Genomic DNA, 24940 nt, shown 5'->3' on the forward strand with positions numbered 1-24940 from the left:
TAGAATACGCAACATCAAGGCGAAAACAACAAATGATGATTTGGATTGATTACGTAATTTTAGGCGTAATTGGCTTCTCGGCGCTGGTTAGTTTGATCCGCGGTTTTGTTAAAGAAGCATTGTCGTTGGTGATCTGGTTTGCTGCATTTTTTGTCGCGAGTAATTTTTACACGCAACTGGCTGCTTACTTCACCAACATTAAAGACGAAATGGTACGTAACGGTAGTGCCATCGCCGCTCTATTTATTGCCACGTTGATTGTCGGCGCGGTTGTAAACTATGTGATAGGACATCTGGTACAAAAGACGGGGCTGTCTGGTACAGACCGTGTTTTGGGAATCGTGTTTGGTGGTGTGAGAGGGGTGTTGATCGTTTCAGCACTGTTGTTCTTCATCGACGCCTTTACGAGCTTTTCAAATGCTGACTGGTGGAAACAGTCGCAATTGATCCCTCAATTCGGCGTAGTGATTGAATGGTTCTTCTCCTACATCAAAGACACATCAAGCTTTTTCACCGGCGCGCACTAGCGCCGGCTTTATATGCGTGACGAGGATTTTAGGACATGTGTGGTATTGTCGGAATCGTGGGGTCAACCCCGGTAAACCAATCTATCTATGATGCACTGACTGTGCTGCAGCATCGCGGCCAAGATGCGGCGGGTATTGTTACCTTAGAAAGCAATCGTTTTCGTCTGCGTAAGGCTAACGGTTTGGTGCGTGATGTATTCGAAGCCAAGCATATGCAACGCCTGCAAGGAAATGTGGGAATCGGTCATGTTCGTTATCCAACGGCGGGTAGCTCCAGTGCTTCTGAAGCACAGCCATTCTACGTAAACTCGCCATACGGCTTATCTCTGGCGCACAATGGTAACCTGACAAATGCAGGTGAAGTTCGTGAGTCATTGTTTAAACAAGCGCGTCGTCACGTCAACACAACGTCAGACTCTGAAGTGCTACTTAATGTTCTTGCTCATGAGCTAGACAGCACAGAGTCTTCTCCTGTGACTCCTCAAGATATTTTCACTGCGATTCGTGCTGTTCATAAACAGGTTCGTGGCGCATATGCGGTCGTTGCTATGTTGATTGGTCATGGTTTAATGGCGTTCCGCGATCCTAATGGCATTCGTCCTCTTTGCTTGGGTAAACGTGAAGTCGAAGGACAAACCGAGTACATGGTGGCATCTGAGTCTGTTGCATTGGATGCGGTGGGTTTTGATTTTGTACGTGATGTGGCACCAGGTGAAGCGGTGTACATCACTTTCGATGGTCAACTTTACACCGAGCAATGTGCTGAGAATCCGGTACTGAACCCTTGTGTGTTTGAATTTGTGTACTTTGCGCGTCCTGACTCGTTTATCGATAAAATTTCGGTGTACGGAGCTCGTGTTCGCATGGGGACTAAGTTGGGTGAAAAAATTAAGCGTGAGTGGGAAGATATGGATATCGATGTGGTTATCCCAATTCCTGAAACCTCGTGCGACAGCGCACTAGAAATTGCCCGCACATTGGACAAACCATACCGTCAAGGTTTTGTGAAAAACCGCTATGTTGGTCGTACATTCATTATGCCGGGGCAACAAATGCGCCGTAAGTCAGTGCGTCGTAAGTTGAATGCGATTCGCTCTGAGTTCAAAGGCAAGAATGTTTTGCTGGTGGATGACTCTATCGTTCGTGGTACTACCTCTGAGCAAATCATCGAGATGGCGCGCGAAGCGGGTGCCAACAAGGTCTACCTAGCGTCAGCTGCGCCAGAAGTTCGTTTCCCGAACGTATACGGTATTGATATGCCAAGTGCGAATGAGCTGATTGCTCACGGTCGTGAAGTTGAAGAAATTAGTAAACTGATCGGCGCTGATGGCCTGATTTTCCAAGACTTAGAAGACTTGGTGGCAGCGGTTGCTGAAGGGAACCCTGATGTGACGCTGTTTGAGACCTCGGTATTCAATGGCAGCTATGTGACGGGCGATATCGATCAATCGTACCTTGACTACCTTGAATCGCTACGCAGTGAAGATTCAAAAACTAAGCGTGAGATCCAACAAGATCTTGCTAACTTAGAGTTGCACAACGAAGGTGTGTAACCTGCGAGTGCTTTGCGGCTTAAGAAGTCGCGATAAAGCATAAGTAATAAGCGGTTAGTACAAACGGGAGCCTATATGGCTCCCGTTTTAGTTTGTGTTATGGTTTCTAATGGCGAACAGCCTTTACTCTTAATCAGGCTTAATGACTAAAGACAGGGCCAAGGCCAAGGTTCCACAGGATAACGGTAGATGCGATGATCGAAACCAGTAACACTAAGCCACAAGTCACAATCGAGCTGGCGTAGATAAACCCGCGCTCTTCAGGAATGTGCATCAATATAGGCACGCCTGTGTAGAGTAAGTATACGGAGTAGGCGACGCCGATTAAGCCTGCAATCATTAAGAACCAGACTTGTGGGTAGATAGCCGCAATGCTGACCATAAAGAGTGGCGTTGCAGTGTAAGCGGCGAGTTCGAGCGCCTGGGTGAACGTTGGAGTTGAGCCGAAGGTGTGACTCATCCAGTAGCTTAGGTAGGCTAAGGCGAATACACCCGCAATGAGTGCGCAGTACATAGCCACTGACATACCGAGCGCACTAGCAGGAGTGAGGTATAGTGGTTCACCGACGCCGATCCGCCAGCCGATAAAGACGCTTGAAATATAAGCAAATGTTGAGGGAAGTAGAGCAATGAGCATGATATGGCTGATACAACTACTGATCCCTTCATGTTGTTTATCAATTGTCTTCCATTCTTGCTTAGGGTGAGCATATAGCCCAAAAAGGTGTCCCAAAATCATAACCTGTCCTCATTTTGTATGAACGATGGACGTCACAGCGAGGTACAAGGGTCAAATATTAGTATTGACAGTGAGTTGTCTGGGTAATATTAGACTCTGCTTACGTTTTCGCTCATAGCTCATTACTGTCCAATGTGATACCAAGAAAAGTGTCTTGGTATTATTGATACCTATTTGGTTAATGAATCGATCAATGAACGCAGTTGTCATTAACAAAACGGGTGTCGGTAAGGCATGTACGACCGCTATTATGCGCTTACATAGTAATAACATTTAGTCAGGAATGTGAGGGATCGCAAGCTTGGGGGTAAGACACGTTGTGAAATAACAACGTGTCTGAGAAGGTAAGTGATGCTGAGCGTGTTGTTAATTTAGCTCGAAGTAATGGCTGGCAAACTCGATGAATAAGCGCAGCTTCTCAGGTTGGTAATCCCTGTGATTGTAAAGTAAGAACACTTCGCGTGGGTTAGCTGACCAGTTTTTGAGGATCTGAACCAGTTCACCAGATTCGATGAACTCTTCTAGCATTACATCCGGCATTAGGGTGATACCTAAGCCATCGCAGCAAGCACGGCGAACAACGTCGAGCTGGTTGGCTTCAAAGCGTCCGCGATCATTAATCGTGATAGTCTCACCTTGATGATCGCTTAAACGCCAGCGCAGTAGCGGATTCCCTTTGAGTAGGGTGTGCTCGTGCAACTCTTGCGCGTGTTTTGGTGCTGGCTTTTCTTTTAGGTACAGCGGGCTAGCAACCAAGATATCTTTAACGGCACTGATTTTACGAGCAATCAATGTCGAGTCACGCTGCGGACCTACACGGAAAATCGCATCCCAATCGGTAGGATCGAGTTGCTCTGGTTCGCTGCTCATATGAAGCTCTAAATGAATAGCAGGATGCTGTTTCATGAAGGCATTGAGCATAGGTTGTAGCATTACTTTGGTTAGGTTAGATGGCGCAGCAATGCGCAGCCTACCTGTTGCACCTTTACATTCTTCGCTAATGTGCTGAGTAGCACTGACCAGTTGTTCTAACAACGGACCACAGTCATCGTAAAAGCGTTGTCCAGCTTCAGTAAGCGACAATTTGCGCGCATGTCGGTTAAGAAGTCGAATGCTTAAACATTCTTCTAATGCCTGAATACGACGGGTTAAGGTGGCAACAGGTACTTGGGTCTTGCGTGACGCTGCGGTGTAGCTCCCTTGCTCGACAACAACGCGGAATAAATTCAAATCGTCAAGTTTCATAACACATCATTACTGAAAACTCATAATAGGGAATTGTATAACAAAATAGCTTGTAAGCGATTGTTAACCGCTTATGTTTTGTTATGAATCAAAATTGAACGATAAATTGTGTCATGAAAGGCGAACTATTGCCTACTTTTCTGTGTTTTTTTGAACTGGATTCGAGATTTAGTTTTTAACCGCCGCCGCATTTTTATCTGTCCTGACGAATGTGTAATTAGCACCTATGCTTTCTATAGGTTGATAGACAATCAGGAATCCTTATGCACAGTGATCTTGATAGACCAAAATCAGCGATACATAAGACTCGTAAAGAGAATGCATCGGTACAATTATGGAGGAAGGCACCATTGCTAGAGGGTAAGGACGTACTTGTTGTGGAAGATGACCCGATCTTCCGAAATATGATCGTTGGCTTTTTGAATAGCCAAGGATGTCAGGTGCGTGAGGCTGATGATGGGCTAGACGGGTTAAGAGCGTTGCGTGATGCCATTCCTGACATTCTATTGTGTGACTTGTCGATGCCTGTGATGACGGGAATGGAGTTTGTTGAAGAAATTGCAGCGCAATACCCAATGGTTCCTGTGATTGTCATTTCTGGTACTGGTGATATGGCTGATGTTGCTAATGCATTACGTCATGGTGTGAAAGATTTCCTGATCAAACCGCTTGATAACATTATGGTGCTCAAATCTGCCATGTTATCTGTGCTTAAATCAGAAGACTCAGCCGTAGCAGAACAAGACTTTTCTAACAATTGGTTCAATATTGGTGACGATGGGGTTGATATTGATGAAGAGTTGGAATGGCATATTAAGGAGCTGCAAGCCAATCCTAAAGCGGCACGAGAGCTGTTGCTGGGATTAATGCCTGAAACCGAATCTCGTCAAGGCGACTGGCAGCTAAACTATTGTGTGTTGCAAGCGGCCGATGTGCAGCCAGTATTGCTTGATTACACTTGGTTGATGGACGGGCGGTTGGCCTTTTATCTGGTTGACTCCGCCGCTGGTGAAAACAGTACTGCAACAACCTTACTCATTCGTGCTTTTTTCAATGATTACCTCCGAACTCGGATGGCAGATGAAAGTGATTTAAACCATTTAGTACGTTTGATAGAGAAGGGGATGCACCATTCTGGCTACGCGTCACCAATTCGCGGTATTTTCGGGATTTTTGATGCTTGTGATCGCAGTTTGCAAGTGTTATCGAGTGGCTTAGGAGCGGTGTTTCAAACCAGTGACAGCAACTATACGATTTCCACGCAAGCTTGGCTTGGGCAAAGTGCTGCTAACAACAGGGTTGAAACTATTTATTTAGCTGAATCTGGTGGGCGATTATCGCTTAGTGAAATTGGTTCAGCGAGCTTTAGTGTCACCATTAAGCGTTGTAATACGAGGTAAGCAGCTTCGAAGCTGTAGAGATAACCTAGTTATCAAATCCGTAGATAAAGAAAAGGTTGCCGATGGGCAACCTTTTTCGTTTTGTCATTTTTTAGCACAGCGTGTTATTCAAAGTAAGTGACTTTGAAGAACGTGATTACGCGTTTGCTGTGCTTGTTGTTAGCTCTTCAGATTCTTCAACGACATGGCCTTCAGCACCGTGCATCCAGCGAATAAGTTGGTTCGAGCATAGTAGCAGTAGTACACCTGCCACAGTTGCTGCAATAGCGATACCACTAAAGATAGCCATTGGGCCAGCTTCACCAACGTGAGCACCGATAATACCAGCCACGTAGTTAGCGATAGCGTTAAAGCCGAACCATGCACCCATCATCAGTGATGCCAAACGAAGCGGAGCAAGTTTGGTTACCATTGATAGGCCGATTGGAGATAGGCAAAGCTCACCAAGTGTATGGAAGAAGTACGCGCCAACTAGCCAGAACATGGATGTTTTAACATTTAGGTCGCCACCTTGCTGAAGTACTGCACCGATCATGCATACAAAACCAAGCGCAAGGAAGAACAGACCCATTGCAAATTTCACCGGAGAACTTGGCTCTTTAGGACCTAATTTAACCCAAATAGCAGCAATAACAGGTGCTAAGGTGATCACAAAGAACGGGTTTAGTGATTGGAACCAAGCGGCTGGAACCTCAAAGCTACCAATCATACGGTCGGTGTATTGCTGTGAAAAGATATTCATCAGGCCGCCCGCTTGCTCGAAACCAGCCCAGAAAATGACCACGAACATACCCATGATAAGAATAACTTTCATGCGGTCACGTTCTTGTTTGGTTAATGGCTCTTTTTGACCAGATTTGGTCATTGCCGCTGCACGTTTTGCCGCAGGTTCTTTACCAATGTCACCAAGTAGACGCTCAGCAAAGACTAGCTGTGTTACAAGGCTGATAAGCATACCGATACCAGCAGTAAGGAAACCTGCTTTCCAGCCGTACGCTGCTGCCGCTGTACCAGCAATGATACCAGCAAGTAGTGAGCCTAGGTTGATACCCATATAGAAGATAGTAAATGCGCCATCACGACGGTTATCCCCGTCTTGGTATAGGTCACCCACCATGGTTGAAATATTTGGCTTGAACAGACCATTACCAATGATCAGCAGGGCAAGACCAAGATAAAAAGCTGTAATCGCATGCGGATCAACCATGCTATTTGGTAGTGCCAGTGTGAACTGACCTAACGCCATTAAGATACCACCAATGATAATGGAGCGACGCTGGCCTAAAAAGTTATCGGCGATCCAGCCACCTATGAGAGGGGTAATGTAAACGAGACCGGTGTAGATGCCATATAACTCAAGTGCGTTTTGAGTCGACCAACCTAAGCCACCATCCATGGTCTTATCTGTTAAGTACAATACTAAAATGGCACGCATCGCATAGTAAGAGAAGCGTTCCCACAGTTCTGTACTAAACAGTAAGAATAAGCCTTTTGGGTGCCCTAATAGGGTACCGCTACTTCGATTGCTCATAATTATTCTCTTTGTAAGGGTTGTTATGTGTTTGCATATTCGTTCTTTTTTATAAAGGACAAAATTATCATCTGCAAGTTTTTACATTTGCAAAACAAAACATTAAAAACGTAACCTTTTGATTTTTAAGTATTTGCTTGTTTGTTGGTCAATTTTGAAATCTAATCTTTCACAAGGTTAAATGATGGGATTGACTGCTTTTTGTTTTAATATTGGATGTTTATTCTGTTTTTTGGTTTTATTTTGGGTTGATGCTTTGCTAGTTGATGTTTTTCATTATTGTTACAAATGTTGCCGGGTGGCTATAGCCGCTTCTGCCAAAAAGTCGCTGGAGAGGGAATGTTCAACTAACCTGATATCACTGTGCAATAAGAGGTGAAACTGATAACCTTAAATGGAACTGAAATTTAGATGGATTAATGATGAAACAGTGGTTTCTACTTTATTGTAAGCGCAGTGAGCAAGAGCGTGCTGTGCTTAACCTTGATCGTCAAGGGGTTGAGTGCTATTACCCTCAGGTCATGATTAATAAAGTTGTGCGTGGTAAACGAGTTCAAGTGGAAGAGCCACTTTTTCCAAGCTACATGTTCGTTTATTTTGATCCTGAAGAGATTAGCTATACGACTGTGCGCTCAACCCGCGGCGTAGCTGATTTTATTCGCCAAGGCCGCATGCCTCGCCCAATTCGACCTGAGCTTCTGTACGGCTTAATGCTGAATGAGAACACCCCTGAACAGCAAGTTAAGCTTTCAACATTACCATTCGTTAAAGGTGAGAAGTTGGTGTTGGAGAGCGGACAATTTAAAGGTATTGAGGCGATTTACCAAGAGCCGGATGGCGAGAAACGCTCATTTATGTTGATTAACTTGTTAGGTAAACAAGTTACAGTTAGCTTGGATAATAAAGAAATAGCGAAAAAATAGTCAATATTTCACTGTTGTTTTTAAATTTTACGAGCTTAGTTTGATTTCAGCCTATTGGTTGTTTATCAATAGCAGCTGTATTTTGTTATAGTTTGCCCAATTTTAATATTTTCATGGAATAGAACATGACGATGACTTCCCCAGTACGCAAAGCCGTGATCCCTGTCGCTGGCTTGGGTACTCGTATGTTGCCTGCTACTAAAGCAATCCCAAAAGAGATGCTACCAATTGTTGATAAACCACTTATTCAACATGTGGTATCTGAGTGTGTAGCTGCGGGTATTAAAGAGATTGTGTTGGTAACACATTCATCGAAAAACTCAATCGAGAACCACTTCGATACATCATTCGAGCTTGAAGCGACACTTGAAAAGCGTGTTAAACGTCAACTACTTGAAGAAGTGCAGCACATTTGTCCTTCAGATGTGACCATTATGCACGTACGTCAAGGTCAAGCAAAAGGCTTGGGCCATGCGGTACTGTGTGCACATCCTCTAGTGGGTGATGAACCATTTGCTGTGGTATTGCCAGATGTCATTTTGGATGACGCGGCGAGTGACCTGCGTACTGAAAACATGGCTGCGATGGTAAAAACCTTTAACGAAACTGGCATTAGTCAGGTAATGGTTGAGCCTGTGCCAATGGCTGACGTTTCAAGCTATGGTGTTGCCGATATTAACGGTACCGAGCTTAAAGCAGGTGAAACGGCTGCGATGACCAAAGTGGTTGAGAAGCCTAAGGTTGAAGAAGCGCCTTCGAACTTAGCTATTGTTGGTCGATATGTATTGCCAGCTGAAATTTGGACACTACTAGAAAGAACACCTGTTGGTGCTGGTGATGAAATTCAGCTAACTGATGCAATTGACATGCTAATGCGTGACAAGCAAGTGAATGCTTTCCATATGTCAGGTGTCAGCCATGACTGTGGTAGTAAGCTTGGCTACATGCAGGCATTTGTTGAGTACGGTTTACGTCACGATAGCCTGGGTGAAGACTTTACGGCTTACATCAAAGAGCTAGCTAAAACGCTTTAAGTGATTGAAGTGATTTAGATATGAAAAAGCAGCCAATTTGGCTGCTTTTTGCATTTTAAGGCTTGGTGATTATTCTAACGTTTATCGCTAGCTACTTTGTTACAGCTTATTCGCTATGAAATTGTTCGCAAGCCAGTAGCGTATTTTCAATCAGCGTCGCTACTGTCATAGGGCCAACACCACCAGGTACAGGAGTAATGTGTTTGGCTCTGGTTTTCGCAACCTCAAATTCCACATCACCAACAAGCTTACCAGTTTCAACGCGGTTGATACCTACATCGATCACTGTGGCACCTTCTTTGATCCACTCGCCAGGAATAAAGTTTGGTTTACCAACCGCAACGACCAAGATATCAGCTTGGCGTACGTGACCTTCAAGAACTTGGGTAAAACGGTGACAAGTTGTTGTGGTTGCGCCAGCTAATAGCAATTCCATTGTCATCGGGCGGCCAACAATATTTGAAGCGCCAACGACTACGGCATGTTTACCTCGGGTTGGGATATTGTAACGCTCTAGCAAGGTAATAATACCCTTTGGCGTACATGAGCGCAGTTTTGGCATTCGTTGGCAAAGGCGGCCAACATTGTAAGGATGAAAACCGTCGACATCTTTTTCTGGCGTAATGTGCTCTAGAACCTTAGTGCTATCGATACCTGCAGGTAGCGGTAGCTGGACTAAGATGCCATCAATCTCTTTGTCATTGTTGAGCTCTTCAATTAGAGAAAGGAGTTCGGTTTCATTGGTGGTTGCTGGTAGATCGAACGACTTAGAAATAAAGCCGACTTCTTCACATGCTTTGCGCTTACTACCTACATAAACTTGAGATGCAGGGTCCTGGCCGACCAAAACAACCGCAAGCCCTGGCGCTCGTAGCCCCGCATCGACGCGAGCCTTAACACGGGCTGCCACTTCCTGACGAACTGTTTGTGAAATAAGTTTGCCATCAATAATTTGCGCGCTCATAGTGATCCTTATAACTAACTACCGCATTGATACTGGTTTATAAGCCAGTACCGCGATGAAAAGGGAATAACAAAGGTTAAAGCGAGCAAAGCATGATTTAACTTTTGTCACTAGGCGTTATTGTCGCAGAAGTTAGGGTTAATAGCTACAGCGCAAACGTTTGCATTGCGTTAAAACAAAGAATTATCAAGTTTTATGGTTTTGATAAAATGGTGACAGCTTGTCTACCTGTTGCTAAACAATAAGGGATTAAAACAATTGATGGTGGATTTATCTCCACAGATTAGATTGATAATTCTGCAGTCCTGGGGTGAAAATGAGTGGAGTGCTGTAAGTTTAACCGATTGAAGTTTCATGTAATTAAAAAAAGGCAAAAAGCGTTGACCTTGGATCTTAGCAACGTATAATTTCGCCCCGTAACGTTAATCACGTTGCCCGTGCGCCCTTAGCTCAGCTGGATAGAGCACGTCCCTTCTAAGGATGTGGTCGTAGGTTCGAATCCTACAGGGCGTGCCATTATTCTAAGGCCTCAGCATTTTATGCTGGGGCCTTTTTCGTATGCGCGGTATTTATCTAAAGGGATATCAAGTGTGTAGCAAAAGTGCGCGCCTGTGTGGATTTTCAGCAATTAAATGCCTTTTTTTTGCTAATTCCCTTGAAAATCGATTTTTTGTCCCTATTTTGTGGAGAAGTCATGGTTTATAAGTACTGGCCTCGACCTGAGAGGGTCAGACCGTTATAATGCCGCGTTTTTAATTTCTATCTCAGTGACCTTAAGGTCAGTAGTGTTAGAAATTATCAGAATTAAGGCGTTGTGGTGAGTGTCACGCGATACTGCCATAACACGAAAGGATGCCACCGTCAGTGTAAGACTGATCGGCAACATCACTCAGATATCTGAGTAAGTTTTGAGGTTAAATAAAATGCAAGTTACCGTTGAAACCACTGAAGGCCTAGAACGCCACCTAACTATCACAGTTCCTGCTGCAAACATTGAAGACGCAGTAAAAGTTGAGCTGCAGAAAATTGCTAAAAATCGTCGTTTCGATGGTTTCCGTCCAGGTAAAGCACCGATCAAAATGGTTGCTCGCATGTTTGGCGCTTCAGTTCGTCAAGAAGTGATGGGCGAAGTTATGCAACGTCACTTCATCGAAGCGATCGTTCAAGAGAAAATCAACCCAGCTGGCGCACCAACTTTCACTCCAGTTGAGTTTGCAGAAGGTCAAGATCTAGTATTCAAAGCTTCTTTCGAAGTATTCCCAGAGATCGCGCTTCAAGGTCTAGACAAAATCGCTGTTGAAAAACCAGCGGTAGAAGTAAAAGACGAAGACGTTGACACTATGATCGAAACACTACGTAAGCAACAAGCTACGTGGTCTGAGACTGAAGAAGCTGCAGTGGCTGACAGCCGTGTAACTATCGATTTCAACGGTTCTATCGACGGTGAAGAGTTCGAAGGCGGTAAAGCTGAAGGCTTCGCACTAGCGATGGGCCAAGGTCGTATGATCCCTGGTTTCGAAGACGGTATCGTTGGTAAGAAAGCGGGCGAAGAGTTCACTGTAGAAGTATCTTTCCCAGAAGATTACCACGCTGAGAACCTAAAAGGTAAAGCAGCTTCTTTCGCTATCAAACTACACAAAGTTGAAGCGCAAGAGCTACCTGAACTAACTGAAGAGTTCGTTGCTAAGTTCGGCGTTGTTGACGGTTCTGTAGACGGCCTAAAAGCTGAAGTTCGTAAGAACATGGAACGCGAAATGAAGCAAGCTGTTAAAGGTCGCATCAAAGACCAAGTTCTTAACGGCCTAATCGAGCAAAACGACATCGAAGTACCTGCTGCACTTATCGATCAAGAAATCAACGTTCTTCGTCAACAAGCTGCACAACGTTTCGGTGGCGACATGAAGAATGCACCAGAGCTTCCTCGTGAACTATTCGAAGAACAAGCTAAGCGTCGCGTAGTTGTTGGTCTTCTACTAGGTGAAGTGATCAAGTCTGAAGAGCTAAAAGCGGATGACGAGCGTGTTAAAGCGCTAATCAACGAAATGGCTTCTGCTTACGAAGATCCATCTGAAGTAGTTGCATACTACGAGAAGAACGAGCAAATGATGAACAACATGCGTAACGTTGCTCTTGAAGAGCAAGCTATCGATGCGCTAATTGCTAAAGCTCAGGTTACAGAAAAAGAAGTTGGCTTCAACGAGCTAATGAACCAACCTGCTGCTTAATTTGCTGAAATTACTGCAGAGATTTGACTTTGCGTGAAATCTTCTGCTAACAATGGTCCGTGTGAGTTATTTCATTCGGGCCATTTATTTTAGGGATATAACGTTATGAGCTACCAAGAAAAAAACGCCATGTCACCAATTATGGATGCGCTAGTTCCTATGGTGGTCGAGCAGACTTCGCGTGGTGAGCGTTCCTACGACATTTATTCCCGACTACTAAAAGAGCGTGTTATTTTCCTGACCGGTCAGGTTGAAGATCACATGGCTAACTTAGTAGTTGCTCAGCTACTATTCCTTGAAGCTGAAAACCCAGATAAAGACATCTTCCTTTACATCAACTCCCCAGGTGGTAGCGTGACTGCTGGTATGTCAATTTATGACACTATGCAGCACATCAAGCCTAATGTGAGCACAGTATGTATGGGCCAAGCGTGTTCAATGGGTGCATTCTTACTTGCTGGTGGTGAAAAAGGTAAGCGCTTTGCGTTGCCAAATTCACGTATTATGATTCACCAGCCACTAGGTGGCTTCCAAGGTCAAGCATCGGATATTCAAATCCATGCACAAGAAATTCTAACCATCAAGCAAAAACTTAACAACTTGCTTGCAGAGCATACAGGACAGCCGCTAGAAGTGGTTGAACGCGATACAGATCGTGATAACTTTATGTCTGCAGATCAGGCGGTTGAATACGGCTTGGTTGATGCTGTTATGAGTAAGCGTGACTAACCATGGTTGCAGTTCTGCGAGTTTGCTAACAGCAGCTTGGGAGCAAAATAACCAGAGTTGTTATACACTCAAAACAAGGCAATGATGGGGTAAACCCGAAAAGAGGTTAGCGAATGACAGATAAGCGAAAAGACAATGGTAGTGGGAAACTACTTTATTGCTCTTTCTGCGGCAAAAGCCAACATGAAGTTCGTAAGCTGATTGCTGGCCCTTCTGTTTATATTTGCGATGAGTGTGTCGATCTATGTAACGACATTATTCGCGAAGAAATTAAAGAAGTGATGCCTAAGCGTGATGGCAATGAGCTTCCGACACCACAAGAAATTCGCACTAATCTTGACGATTATGTTATTGGTCAAGACCATGCGAAAAAAGTTCTTGCTGTTGCGGTATACAACCATTACAAGCGTTTGCGTAATGGCGACACCAACAGTGAAGGTGTGGAGCTAGGTAAGAGTAACATCTTGCTGATTGGTCCAACTGGTAGTGGTAAAACGCTGCTGGCTGAAACCTTAGCACGCATGCTGGATGTACCGTTTACTATGGCTGACGCCACAACCCTGACAGAAGCAGGTTATGTGGGTGAAGACGTAGAAAACATCATCCAAAAACTACTACAAAAATGTGATTACGACGTAGCGAAAGCGGAGCGTGGTATTGTTTACATCGATGAAATCGACAAGATTTCTCGTAAGTCAGACAACCCATCGATCACGCGTGATGTATCGGGTGAAGGTGTTCAGCAAGCATTGTTGAAACTGATCGAAGGTACTGTTGCTTCTGTACCGCCTCAAGGTGGCCGTAAGCATCCACAGCAAGAGTTCTTGCAAGTGGACACGTCGAAAATCCTGTTTATCTGTGGTGGTGCATTTGCTGGCCTAGATAAAGTGGTTGAGCAACGTGTTGCGACAGGTACTGGCATTGGTTTTGGCGCAGAAGTGCGTTCGAAAGATGAAAGCCGTACTTTAAGTGATTTGTTCGAGCAAGTTGAACCTGAAGATTTGGTGAAATACGGCCTGATCCCAGAGTTCATCGGTCGTCTTCCTGTGGCTGCTATCCTAAGTGAGCTAGATGAAGATGCACTTGTTCAAATCCTACGTGAGCCGAAGAACGCGCTAACCAAGCAGTACGCGGCATTGCTAGAGCTTGAAAACGTTGAGCTTGAATTCCGTGACGATGCACTTGTGGCTATCGCACGTAAAGCAATGGAGCGTAAAACTGGTGCTCGTGGTCTACGTTCAATCGTAGAGGCAGTTCTACTTAATACCATGTATGAATTGCCATCGGCGCAAGGCGTGAGCAAAGTTGTTATCGATGAATCAGTAATTAAAGGCGAGTCTGAGCCGTTACTGATTTACGAAAACAATGAAAATCAAGCTGCTGGTGCTGAGTAATTGCTTAATTACCATCCAGAGTGACTAAAAAAAGGAGGCTAATGCCTCCTTTTTTATTTTCTGTTGTTTCTGCCGTTGAATCTTGCGCCTTTACCCCCATATACTCAGGTATACAACTGAACGGAAGAGAGAAAAATATGAACCTGGAGCGTTCTGAACGCCTTGAAATCCCCGTTCTGCCATTACGTGATGTAGTGGTTTACCCTCATATGGTTATTCCATTGTTTGTGGGCCGGGAAAAATCTATTCGTTGCCTTGAATCGGCGATGGATAACAACAAACAAATTCTGTTGGTGGCTCAGAAAGAAGCGGCCACGGACGAGCCTTCTATCGAAGACCTGTACGATGTAGGTACAGTGGCGACGATTCTCCAGTTGCTAAAACTCCCTGACGGTACGGTAAAAGTACTGGTAGAGGGTCAGCAGCGTGCAAAAGTTGAAAACCTGACTGATGACGACTTCTTCAGTGCAGAAGCCGAGTTCTTGTTAACGCCAGAAATGGACGAGCGTGAGCAGGAAGTTCTGGTACGCACTGCGATTAGCCAGTTTGAAGGTTTCATCAAGCTTAATAAAAAAATCCCACCAGAAGTGCTGACATCGCTTAACGGCATCGATGAAGCCGCGCGTCTGGCTGATACCATTGCTGCGCATATGCCATTAAAACTGGCAGACAAGCAAAAGGTATTGGAAATCATCGATATTGTAGAACGTTTAGAGTTCTTGATGGCGATGATGGAATCAGAAATCGATTTGCTTCAAGTTGAAAAACGTATTCGCGGTCGCGTGAAGAAGCAAATGGAGAAGAGTCAGCGCGAGTATTACCTCAACGAGCAAATGAAAGCGATCCAGAAAGAGCTGGGTGAGCTTGACGATGCACCGGATGAGTTCGAATCTTTGAAGAAGAAAATCGAAGAATCGAAAATGCCTGCTGAAGCGAAAGAAAAAACTGAGCAAGAGCTACAAAAGCTGAAAATGATGTCGCCAATGTCGGCGGAAGCAACGGTTGTTCGTGGCTACATCGATTGGATGCTAAGCGTGCCTTGGTTTAAGCGCTCTAAAGTTAAGAAGAACCTAGCGAAAGCAGAAGAAGTGCTTAACGCAGACCACTACGGTCTAGAGCGTGTGAAAGAACGTATTCTTGAGTACCTCGCAGTACAAAGCCGTGTGAATAAGCTGAAAGGCCCTATCCTATGTTTGGTTGGTCCTCCTGGTGTGGGTAAAACCTCACTAGGTCAGTCGATTGCTGCGGCAACTGGCCGTAAATACGTGCGTATGGCACTGGGTGGGGTGCGTGATGAAGCGGAAATCCGTGGTCACCGCCGTACTTACATTGGCTCTATGCCGGGCAAATTGATCCAGAAAATGGCCAAAGTGGAAGTGAAAAACCCACTGTTCCTACTGGATGAAATCGACAAGATGTCTTCAGACATGCGTGGTGACCCATCATCAGCGCTACTTGAGGTACTAGATCCGGAACAAAACAGCGCGTTTAACGATCACTACCTAGAAGTTGACTACGACCTGTCTGATGTGATGTTCGTTGCTACTTCGAACTCAATGAATATTCCAGGTCCATTGCTTGACCGTATGGAAGTGATCCGTCTATCGGGTTACACCGAAGATGAAAAGCTAAACATCGCGAAACGCCACCTACTCGACAAGCAAATCAAGCGTAACGGTTTGAAGCCTGCTGAGATTGAAGTGGACGACTCTGCGCTGACGGGCATTATTCGCTACTACACCCGTGAAGCGGGCGTGCGTAGTCTAGAGCGTGAAATTTCTAAACTTTGCCGCAAAGCAGTGAAAGAAATTTTGTTGAACAAAGATGTCACTAAGGTGTCTATCACCCAAGATAATCTGAAAGAATACTTGGGCGTTCAACGCTTTGACTACGGTAAAGCTGATGAAAGCAACAGTATTGGTCAGGTAACCGGCCTTGCTTGGACTGAAGTGGGTGGCGATTTGCTTACCATTGAAACTGAATCCATGCCAGGTAAAGGTAAGCTGACTTACACCGGCTCGCTTGGCGATGTGATGCAAGAGTCTATTCAAGCAGCGATGACAGTGGTACGTAGCCGTGCGGAACGTCTTGGTATTAATCCTGACTTCCACGAAAAACGTGATATTCACGTTCACGTTCCGGAAGGCGCGACACCAAAAGATGGTCCAAGCGCAGGTATCGCAATGTGTACTGCTTTGGTTTCGAGCTTAACGGGTAACCCGGTACGCGCCGATGTGGCAATGACGGGTGAAATTACCTTACGTGGTGAAGTGCTGCCGATTGGTGGTCTGAAAGAGAAGCTGTTAGCGGCTCACCGCGGTGGCATTAAAACTGTACTTATTCCTAAAGAGAATGAGCGTGATTTGGAAGAGATCCCAGATAACGTTATCGCTGATCTGAAGGTTTGCCCAGTACAGTGGATTGATGAAGTCTTGACCATTGCGTTGCAAGACAATCCAACAGGTATTGAGCTGGTTGACACTCAAAAGAGTGACATGCAGCAAAGTTAAGTGAAGAAAAAACGCTGTCAGGTATAAAAAGGCTTGTCAGCGTTTTTCGCACTGGCTATAAGTGAGGTCTAATTTTGCTGTAAGCCTAACAAAACCAAGGCTTACACGCTTCATCGGTTGAATGTACTGGTATAATTAGGTCCAAGTTAATTTGATTGTCCGTGCCATTTTGGAGATTACGGACAATGTTCATAGAGGGGATGAAATCGTGAACAAAACTCAGTTAGTTGATAAAATTGCCGAAGGTGCAGATATTTCTAAAGCGTCAGCAGGTCGTGCACTAGATGCATTCATCGATGCTGTTTCTGAAACACTGAAAGATGGCGATCAAGTAGCGCTAGTGGGCTTCGGTACTTTCTCTGTTCGTGAGCGTGCTGCTCGCACAGGTCGTAACCCACAAACTGGTGCTGAGATCCAAATCGCAGCAGCTAAAGTTCCAGGTTTCAAACCAGGTAAAGCTTTAAAAGATTCTGTAAACTAAGGGCGTTAGCCTGAGGTTATTTGCGTACAATCGCATTAACCAAGTTCGACTTGGAAATAACCGACAGAAGGGCGCATCACTGAGATGCGCTTTTTTACATTTAATACCGGTATCATTGTTAGTCTTGTTGATAAGCAAGTATTAACGCAGTTCTGCCAGCTCGGATAATTAGGAGATACGGCAAGTTATGATGGAGCGATTGCGCGAAGGCGCTAGCAGCATTTGGGTTAAGATCATTCTGAGCCTGATCATTTTTTCTTTTGTATTCGCAGGTGTAGGTAGTTACCTTGCCGGCGGTTCAGAGCCAGTAGCTGCAAAAGTAGGCGATAAAGAAATTAGCGAGCGTCAGTTCAAACAAGCTTACGATAACGAAAGAAACCGCATGCAGGCTCAATTGGGCGACTACTTCAATACGCTATTGGGTGATCCTGCTTACGGTGAACAGTTCCGTCGTAGTGTACTTGATCGCATGGTTAACGACATTCTAATTGAGCAACGTGCTAACGAGCTTGGTCTTCGCATTGGTGATGAGCAAGTGCGTAATGCGATTGTGGCTATGCCTGAATTCCAGCGTGATGGTAAGTTTGATAACGATACTTACAATATGCTACTTCGTCGTTCTAATTTCACACCTGAGCAATTTGCAGAGTATGTTCGTGGCAACATGCTACGTCAGCAACTTCTAGGCGCGATCCAAACTAGTGATTTTGCGCTCAGTAGTGAGTTAACAGCACTACGTAAGCTTGAAGCTCAGCAACGCGAAGTTCGCACTCTGACCTTATCTCTTGATGATTTCACTAAGAATGCAAAGATTGCTGACGACGAAATTAAAGCTTTCTACGAGCAAAATCCTCAACAGTTTACTCGTCCTGAGCAAGTTAAAGTGTCTTACGTTGAGCTTTCAGGTAAAGGTTTGAAAGACACAATTGCAGTGTCTGATGAAGACCTAGAAGCTTACTACAACGAGCACCAAGCTAAGTATAGCAGCGCTGAACAGCGTCAAGTTAGTCACATCCTTGTTCAAGGTGATAGCGATGAAGCGAAGGCGAAAGCTGAAGCGTTACTGGCTAAGTTAAATGACGGCGCTGACTTTGCGGCATTAGCGGCAAGTGATTCAGACGATACCTTCAGTGCTAAAGACGGTGGTAAGCTAGATTGGCTTGAAGCGGGCGTGATGGATCCTGCGTTTGATAAAGCAGCGTTTGAACTCGCTAACACAGGTGATATTTCAGGTGTTGTGAAGTCTGCGTTTGGCTACCACATCATTAAGCTAGATGCGATTAAAGCGTCAGTGGTTAAACCGCTAGCGCAAGTGAAAGACGAGATCCTTGCAGATCTTCGTGAACAACGTGCAGCCGAAGCGTTTTACAATATGCAAGAAACGCTAGCGAAGACAGCTTATGAAGTATCAGACACGCTAGATGACGCAGCTGCCGCTGTTGGTGCTGAAGTAAAAACTACAGGCTTTATCTCTGAAGCGGACGCGCCAGAGATCTTGAAAAAACCTGCTGTATTTACTGAGCTGATGAAACCTGAAGTACTTGAAGATGGTTATAACTCTGAACTCATTGAATTAGCACCAGAGCATGTGATTGTTGTTCGTGTTGATGAATCTCGCCCTGAAACAGTATTGCCGTTTGAAGACGTGGCAGAGTCAGTGAAAGGCAAGCTTGCAGCACAGAAAGGTGAGCAGGAAGCACTAGCAAAAGCTGATGAGCTGCTTAAAGCGCTTCGTGAAGGCAACAAAGAGATTGTTGCAAACGAAGGCCTAAGCTTTGCTGATACGCAAACTATCGCCCGTAATGGTGCTGATCCTATGCTGGCACAAGCGGTGTTTAAATTAGCGAAACCAGCAGATGATAAAGCAGTTTACGGCATGAGCCGCGATGCAATGGGTAATGTGATGATCATTGCGCTAGATAAAGTCGTTGATGCTGATGTTGAACCTGTAGCTGTAGATAGCCAAATGGCACAACAGCTAGAGCAGCTGAATGCACAGCAAGATATTATGGCGACGCTAAAAGTGCTTCGTGATACATCAGATGTGGCTTACCCAACATTGGATTCAGCTACAAACTAAATGTAATCAATAGATTGCTTAACGGGCCACCAATGTGTGGCCCGTTGTTTTTTGTAAACAATCAAATCTATTGACTGTTTGGTTAGCTTGCTTTTCTCGCTATAAGTGGTTTTTCCTAACATCGCATTGAGAGAGAAACTATGAAGCAACTAGTGGGAATAATTGTGGTATGCGCAGCTTTGCTATCACCAATGACAGTGTCGGCTAATACTGACAGTCATGAAGGGATTGAGATCACCATAAACATTAATGATGCCAATGCTGAAGAACTGGATAAGCTCTTAGTGGGCGTTGGCCCTGAAAAGGCAAAAAGTATTATTCAATACCGCGAACAGTTTGGTGCTTTCAAAGTGCCGGAAGATCTCGCTAAAGTGAAAGGTATCGGTTTAGCGACAGTTGACAAAAATCGCGAACGTATCAAGTTGTAGCTTGCCGTTTTAAGTTAATTAAGGAGAGAGGTATGTGGTTCTCCTTTATTTTCTTAAGTTCAACGCCTTGTAGCGCGGGTAAAAATAGAGCTGAACAAGGGCTAAGAGACAGCCACAAATCGCACCAATAAAATGCGCTTCAGTTGCGACACGCGCATCAATCAAACTCTCAGTACTCATTGAGCCGCCAAAGTATTGTTCCCAGCCAATTTTGGCCACTAAGCCTAATAACATGAGTCGTCCGCCTTTGGTCTTGGCTTTGATATCTTGAATCGCTCCCCAGCCAAATAAGCCGTGTAATACCCCTGAAAACCCCGCATACCATTGCATTGAACTGGCAAAGATCGCACTGCCAATTACAAGGCTAGTAATTAGAATGACAGCACTGTAGCGTTTTACGTCAATATGGGCACGAAAGATAAAAGTGATGATAATAAAGGCAAAAGCATTCATCACAAGGTGTGACCAATTGGTATGGGTTAGGTTTCCTGTTAGTATGCGCCACACTTCTCCGCTCAGGATCAATTGACGTTCCCACACCAACCAAGGGTGGATAAAAGGTAACTGAGCCAAAATACCCAATAGGGTAGCAACAATTACAAAACGGCGAGTAGACAAGGCAACCTCATGAGTCGATATTGCGAACAATGTGGAAAAGCAAAAAAAGCCTGTATCTGTCACTGGATACAAGCTATTGATGCTAAAACGCAATTGTATATTTTACAACATCCCTCTGAAGTAAATCGTGCAATTGGCACCGCGCGCATCCTTTCGCTGTCGTTAGCAAGCTGCGATGTTTTGGTTGGCGAAGACTTTAGTAACCATGAAAAGCTGAATCAGTTACTGTCTGATAATGAGCAAGAAGCATGGCTAATATACCCAGGAGATGATGCTACGCCTATCTCTGTATTGGCTGAGCAGCGGCAAGTGCAATCGACTAATGGTGAAAAGTTGAAGCCTCTGACTTTGATACTGCTTGATGGCACTTGGAAAAAAGCCTACAAGATGTGGCAGCTATCGAGCAACCTTCATTCATTGCCAACGGTGAGTTTGGATAATGTGGTAGCGGGAAATTACCGGATCAGAAAATCACCTCGTGATAGTGGTGTCTCTACGGTGGAAGCGGGTTTTCTTGCTTTAACAGCGCTGGAGGGCCAACACGTCAACTTCACGCCTTTGCTTGATACGTTTAATCAGATGATTGAGTTTCAAATTCAGCAAATGCCGGAAGGGGTATTTGAGCGTAATTATCGAGGTAAGTGATCCAGTCGATTTGGGCATGGTTTCATTGTTGCAAGTTAAATAAAGGCTAAGTTAACTAAAGAGTTAGAGTGGTTATTTAAGTTCCTGCTGCTAACTCTTTATATGGATTGTGGATGTGGTTTATATGTGGCGTTAAAAACCGTGCCCTTCACTGCCAACACTCATTGCATTGGTTGGGTGAAATAGCGTGCTATATAGACGCTGTGCGAAGCCATCAGTCATCCCCGAGATGTAATCCGCAATAACGCGCATCTCATTATCCCCTTGCGCGACAGCAGTGAGCCAGCGCTCACGTGTATTTTCCGGTAATAAGCGTTCTGGATCCGCGGCAAAAGCATCGAAGAGCTCCATGACGAGCTGTTGCCCTTTATATTCCAGCAATTGGATTTCTGGCTTCTTCACTACGTACTCGCTCACAAAGTGTTTGAGAATGTTGAGTACGACTTCCATCGGTTCAGACAAAAAAGCATTCCACTGCAATAACGGCTCATCAAAGCAGTGTAATCCGTCTTGAATACTAGGCGCGATATGAATCGAGGTCAGCAGTGCATTGACTAACGCACCAATGGCATCTTTACGCTGATGATGCGAGCCAAACAGCTGCTCACTGAGTTCGCTAATGCGTGCTTCTAACCATGGTTCACCACATTCTGCTAATTGACTTGCCGCCACTTCGAGCCACTGTTCACGGCTAACAATCCCCATCACGATGGCATCTTCAAGATCATGCACGCCATAGGCAATGTCGTCAGCCAATTCCATGATTGAACAATCGAGGGACTTAAAGCGGGTCTTCTGGTGCTGATTGGGTGCGACACTTTGCTCGCGCATTAACCCAAACAAGGCTTTGTCATTGTTACTTAAAGAGGCTAAAACCCATTCAAAGGTTGCGGCATCATCGTTGTAAATGCCTTTCGCGGGGTGCCAGTCTTTGGCTTTGAGGTGACGATAGTGCGCTACATCTGGCGGTAGCACGTCACAGCGGGTGTCGCTAATAAAAGCAGGGTATTTTAGTAACCCTAGTAAGGTTCGACGGCAGAGATTCATGCCAAAGTGTTCGGTATAGGGTTCTAACTGACACACAATACGGAAGGTTTGTGCGTTGCCTTCAAAACCACCGTGGTTGCGCATCATATAGTTAAGTGCCACTTCACCGCCATGACCATAAGGAGGATGACCAATGTCGTGGGCTAAGCACAAGCTTTCCATTAAGCTGGTGGAGGGCAATAGAGGTCGAAACTCGGGTTGCTTTATTTTGAGTTGGGCAACAATTCCTGTTCCGATTTGGGATGCTTCGAGCGAGTGTGTAAGGCGGGTGCGGTAGAAATCATGATGACCAGCGCCATGCACTTGGGTTTTTGCTTGTAGGCGACGAAAAGCGGCGGAGTGTAAGATCCGCGCACGGTCGCGTTGATAGACGGAGCGGTGATCGTTACGGCGGGCTTTCTGCTCGTTACTTTTGCGTTCCTGCCAAATAGGGTCGAGCGTGAATGAGGTCATTAACTGATTTCGTCCAGTGTTAAGTTAAAACTATCAACAAAGGTTGCTAAGAAGTATTCCATTTCTGGCGTTGAGCGTTTTTGTAAGTTTTGCTCAATGTTGGCTTTGGCTTTGGCAAATTCATGGTTGCCCACGTTTAACTCTTCCAAGCATTTGAGGTAAGCACACAAAGAATCGGCTTGTTTCACAATCGCATAATCTTGTTGATTGATTTTTTCACTATCGAGCAGCGGGGCATAATCATCGTGAAACTCTTCCGGGAGCATAGATAACAGCTTTTTCTCAGCAGCTAATTCGATCTTTTTGTATTCTTCGGCAATCGCGGGATTGAAGTATTTTATCGGTGTTGGCATATCCCCGGTGATCACTTCGCTGCAATCGTGGAACATACCTAACAATGCGATACGTTCTGGGTTGAGGTTACCATCGAACTTTCGGTTTTTGATCAGTGCGAGGGCGTGAGCAACAAAAGCCACTTGTAAGCTATGTTCTGAGATATTTTCAGTGGCAACACAGCGCATCAAAGGCCAGCGTTGGATCAGTTTCATTCGAGCAAGATGAGCAAAGAAGTGACTACGTTTCATGATATACAGCTTATGAAGTTGAGACGCGATATAGAATTATGTATTAAAAATAACAGAATTTGCTGTGAGGGTGGTATTAGTTCGAGGTGGGATAGAGAAAAAGCCCCAGCGAAAAGGCTAGGGCTAAGAGAGTCGTGTTTTCGTTTGGCTTTAGGTTAGCGCTTGCTGCTATTGGCGGTATGTGTGCAAGAAGCGCTCAAGACGCCCAATTGCCATTTCTAAATCATCAACCCGTGGTAGCGTCACAATGCGGAAGTGATCTGGCTTCTTCCAGTTAAAACCTGTGCCGTGAACGAGCAGCACTTTTTCTTGTTGTAGAAAATCGAGAGCCATTTTCTGATCATCCACAATATTGAATTTCTTCTGATCGAGTTTCGGAAACAGGTATAAAGCGCCCTTAGGTTTGACGCAGCTAACTCCCGGGATTTGGGTGATCAAATCGTAGGCCTTGTTGCGCTGCTCTAATAATCGCCCACCCGGAAGGATCAATTCGTTGATGCTTTGATAGCCTCCTAATGCGGTTTGAATCGCGTGTTGCATAGGCACGTTGGCACACAAACGCATTGAAGCGAGCATTTCTAACCCTTCGATATAGCCTTTTGCCAAGTATTTTGGTCCTGATAGCACCATCCAACCTGCGCGGAAGCCACAGACACGGTAAGACTTCGATAGACCGTTGAAGGTCACGCAGAACACATCTTCTGCCAGAGGGGCGATGGAGGTGTGCTGTGCACCGTCGTACAAGATTTTGTCGTAGATTTCATCGGCAAAGATGATCAGCTTGTGTTGGCGGGCAATTTCAATCACTTCCAATAAGAAATCACGGCTGTACACAGCACCTGTTGGGTTATTCGGGTTAATGAGCACAATACCACGAGTGTGCGGAGTAATTTTTTTCTTAATATCGTCGAGATCTGGATACCAGTCGGCTTGTTCATCACAGGTGTAGTGCACCGGCGTACCACCCGATAGCGACACAGCTGCAGTCCACAACGGGTAATCTGGCGCAGGAACCAGAATTTCATCTTGATTGTTCAGTAGCGCCTGCATCGCCATGACGATCAGCTCAGAAACCCCATTGCCGATGTAAACGTCTTCGACGTCTAGATCAAGCAGTCCACGCTTTTGATAATGTTGAACAACCGCCTTACGAGCAGGATAAATACCTTTGGAATCGCAATAGCCTTGCGATGTTGGTAGGTTGCGGATCACGTCGACCAAGATTTCGTCAGGAGCATCAAAGCCAAATGGGGCTGGGTTGCCAATGTTAAGCTTCAGAATTTTATGGCCTTCTTCTTCCATGCGCTTGGCATGCTTCAGCACCGGCCCTCGAATGTCGTAACACACATTGTTGAGCTTGGAGGACATCCCGATGTTCTGCATTTTATGTTCCTGACAATAAATAATGTTATTTCGATAAATTACACGATAATTCGGTTGGAAATAAATACCTTACAGGAAATAATGAGGCAAAATAGTTTTTTATGTTATTAAATTCTGTTTTATCCAGTGTAATTCGCTAGGTGAAGAATTATGCAGCCCCTTCCCGTAAGGTAGAAACGCAAATGCTTGGTTGATATCACATTTTTAATACTAGTCCGTATCAAGATCGTAACCAAATTAATGACGGAATGTGAATGCTTGTGACAGCTCATGTTGAATCATGACTTTATTAGTCAGAAAGAGATTACTAGGGTAGAATGACTTATTCATTTTATGGTTATGCCATCGAATACGATAATGGGTTGACTTTCATATATCGTTATTTGGTATAACGAAGGTAGAATTTATGTGTCCAGTGATAGGCGCATTAACGATCAGCCAGGGACG

Annotated in this window: 21 protein-coding genes and 1 tRNA gene; 14 read left to right on the forward strand and 8 right to left on the reverse strand. The window is 44.9% G+C overall.

All coding sequences use genetic code 11. The features are described from left to right. Nucleotides 1-35: 35 nt before the first annotated feature. Both A3K86_RS13330 and purF read left to right on the forward strand, forming a co-directional pair. Nucleotides 36-527 (forward strand): CvpA family protein, encoded by a 492-nt coding sequence (locus A3K86_RS13330; RefSeq protein WP_068332576.1) that lies wholly within the window; start codon nt 36-38, stop codon nt 525-527. 35 nt (nt 528-562) lie between these two features. Further along, a complete protein-coding gene (gene purF, locus A3K86_RS13335) occupies nt 563-2080 on the forward strand; it encodes an amidophosphoribosyltransferase (protein ID WP_068331804.1) in 1518 nt (505 codons plus the stop codon). 139 nt (nt 2081-2219) lie between these two features. Here the strand turns inward: purF and A3K86_RS13340 are convergent, their stop codons facing one another. Together A3K86_RS13340 and A3K86_RS13345 are read right to left on the reverse strand one after the other, a co-directional pair. Continuing rightward, nucleotides 2220-2819, reverse strand: coding sequence for a Yip1 family protein (locus A3K86_RS13340; RefSeq protein ID WP_068331807.1), 600 nt, complete (start codon nt 2817-2819; stop codon nt 2220-2222). Nucleotides 2820-3185: 366 nt separating this feature from the next. After that, nucleotides 3186-4064, reverse strand: a complete 879-nt coding sequence (locus tag A3K86_RS13345) for a LysR family transcriptional regulator (protein ID WP_068331810.1) — start codon at nt 4062-4064, stop codon at nt 3186-3188. Nucleotides 4065-4414: 350 nt separating this feature from the next. Between A3K86_RS13345 and A3K86_RS13350 the strand changes: the two genes are divergently transcribed. Further along, the gene (locus tag A3K86_RS13350; protein WP_068332579.1) at nt 4415-5464 is read left to right on the forward strand and encodes a response regulator; all 1050 of its coding nucleotides are present in this window, start codon (nt 4415-4417) and stop codon (nt 5462-5464) included. A gap of 136 nt (nt 5465-5600) precedes the next feature. Here A3K86_RS13350 and A3K86_RS13355 read toward each other — a convergent pair whose 3' ends face one another. Continuing rightward, nucleotides 5601-6995: a peptide MFS transporter gene (locus A3K86_RS13355; protein ID WP_068331813.1), complete on the reverse strand. Its 1395-nt coding sequence runs from the start codon at nt 6993-6995 to the stop codon at nt 5601-5603. Between the two features lie 422 nt (nt 6996-7417). Between A3K86_RS13355 and rfaH the strand changes: the two genes are divergently transcribed. Both rfaH and galU read left to right on the forward strand, forming a co-directional pair. After that, nucleotides 7418-7918 (forward strand): transcription/translation regulatory transformer protein RfaH, encoded by a 501-nt coding sequence (gene rfaH, locus A3K86_RS13360; RefSeq protein WP_068331816.1) that lies wholly within the window; start codon nt 7418-7420, stop codon nt 7916-7918. A gap of 125 nt (nt 7919-8043) precedes the next feature. Then, nucleotides 8044-8952, forward strand: a complete 909-nt coding sequence (gene galU / locus A3K86_RS13365; RefSeq protein WP_084406606.1) for a UTP--glucose-1-phosphate uridylyltransferase GalU — start codon at nt 8044-8046, stop codon at nt 8950-8952. Nucleotides 8953-9058: 106 nt separating this feature from the next. On the opposite strand, the gene folD is transcribed toward galU, so the two are convergent. Next, nucleotides 9059-9916 (reverse strand): bifunctional methylenetetrahydrofolate dehydrogenase/methenyltetrahydrofolate cyclohydrolase FolD, encoded by an 858-nt coding sequence (folD, locus tag A3K86_RS13370; RefSeq protein ID WP_068331819.1) that lies wholly within the window; start codon nt 9914-9916, stop codon nt 9059-9061. A 439-nt stretch (nt 9917-10355) separates the two neighbouring features. On the opposite strand from folD, the gene A3K86_RS13375 reads away from it, so the two are divergent. The 8 genes from A3K86_RS13375 (at nt 10356) to A3K86_RS13410 (ending at nt 19763) form a co-directional block, all read left to right on the forward strand. Then, nucleotides 10356-10432 (forward strand) — tRNA-Arg (locus A3K86_RS13375). A 407-nt stretch (nt 10433-10839) separates the two neighbouring features. Then, on the forward strand, nt 10840-12141 hold the full coding sequence (tig, locus tag A3K86_RS13380) for a trigger factor (protein WP_068331822.1): 1302 nt from the start codon (nt 10840-10842) through the stop codon (nt 12139-12141). Nucleotides 12142-12246: 105 nt separating this feature from the next. Beyond that, nucleotides 12247-12870 (forward strand): ATP-dependent Clp endopeptidase proteolytic subunit ClpP, encoded by a 624-nt coding sequence (clpP, locus tag A3K86_RS13385; RefSeq protein WP_068331825.1) that lies wholly within the window; start codon nt 12247-12249, stop codon nt 12868-12870. Nucleotides 12871-12983: 113 nt separating this feature from the next. After that, the gene (clpX, locus tag A3K86_RS13390; RefSeq protein ID WP_068331830.1) at nt 12984-14264 is read left to right on the forward strand and encodes an ATP-dependent protease ATP-binding subunit ClpX; all 1281 of its coding nucleotides are present in this window, start codon (nt 12984-12986) and stop codon (nt 14262-14264) included. A 137-nt stretch (nt 14265-14401) separates the two neighbouring features. Further along, nucleotides 14402-16774, forward strand: coding sequence for an endopeptidase La (gene lon, locus A3K86_RS13395; protein WP_068331833.1), 2373 nt, complete (start codon nt 14402-14404; stop codon nt 16772-16774). Between the two features lie 208 nt (nt 16775-16982). After that, complete coding sequence (gene hupB, locus A3K86_RS13400; protein WP_068331836.1) at nt 16983-17255, forward strand: nucleoid-associated protein HU-beta; 273 nt, start codon at nt 16983-16985, stop codon at nt 17253-17255. A gap of 187 nt (nt 17256-17442) precedes the next feature. Beyond that, entirely contained in the window at nt 17443-19335 is a 1893-nt protein-coding gene (gene ppiD, locus A3K86_RS13405; RefSeq protein WP_068331839.1) for a peptidylprolyl isomerase, read from the forward strand. A 140-nt stretch (nt 19336-19475) separates the two neighbouring features. Continuing rightward, nucleotides 19476-19763 carry a ComEA family DNA-binding protein gene (locus A3K86_RS13410; protein ID WP_068331842.1) on the forward strand — a complete coding sequence of 96 codons (288 nt, stop codon included), beginning with the start codon at nt 19476-19478 and terminating at the stop codon, nt 19761-19763. A 45-nt stretch (nt 19764-19808) separates the two neighbouring features. Here A3K86_RS13410 and rrtA read toward each other — a convergent pair whose 3' ends face one another. After that, complete coding sequence (gene rrtA, locus A3K86_RS13415) at nt 19809-20381, reverse strand: rhombosortase (RefSeq protein ID WP_068331845.1); 573 nt, start codon at nt 20379-20381, stop codon at nt 19809-19811. Between the two features lie 9 nt (nt 20382-20390). Here rrtA and A3K86_RS13420 point away from each other — a divergent pair, with 9 nt between their 5' ends. Beyond that, on the forward strand, nt 20391-21026 hold the full coding sequence (locus A3K86_RS13420) for a tRNA-uridine aminocarboxypropyltransferase (protein WP_068331849.1): 636 nt from the start codon (nt 20391-20393) through the stop codon (nt 21024-21026). Nucleotides 21027-21158: 132 nt separating this feature from the next. Here A3K86_RS13420 and A3K86_RS13425 read toward each other — a convergent pair whose 3' ends face one another. The 3 genes from A3K86_RS13425 to A3K86_RS13435 all read right to left on the reverse strand — a co-directional run bounded on the left by A3K86_RS13425 (nt 21159) and on the right by A3K86_RS13435 (nt 24493). Further along, the gene (locus A3K86_RS13425; RefSeq protein ID WP_068331852.1) at nt 21159-22526 is read right to left on the reverse strand and encodes an anti-phage deoxyguanosine triphosphatase; all 1368 of its coding nucleotides are present in this window, start codon (nt 22524-22526) and stop codon (nt 21159-21161) included. Next, nucleotides 22526-23110 carry a 5'-deoxynucleotidase gene (yfbR, locus tag A3K86_RS13430; protein WP_068331855.1) on the reverse strand — a complete coding sequence of 195 codons (585 nt, stop codon included), beginning with the start codon at nt 23108-23110 and terminating at the stop codon, nt 22526-22528. Before yfbR ends, A3K86_RS13425 begins: the two co-directional genes overlap by 1 nt. A gap of 168 nt (nt 23111-23278) precedes the next feature. Then, a complete protein-coding gene (locus tag A3K86_RS13435) occupies nt 23279-24493 on the reverse strand; it encodes a pyridoxal phosphate-dependent aminotransferase (protein ID WP_068331858.1) in 1215 nt (404 codons plus the stop codon). Nucleotides 24494-24940: the final 447 nt, after the last annotated feature.

This window comes from Photobacterium jeanii (assembly GCF_001650345.1).
GTDB classification, from domain to species: Bacteria; Pseudomonadota; Gammaproteobacteria; order Enterobacterales; family Vibrionaceae; genus Photobacterium; species Photobacterium jeanii.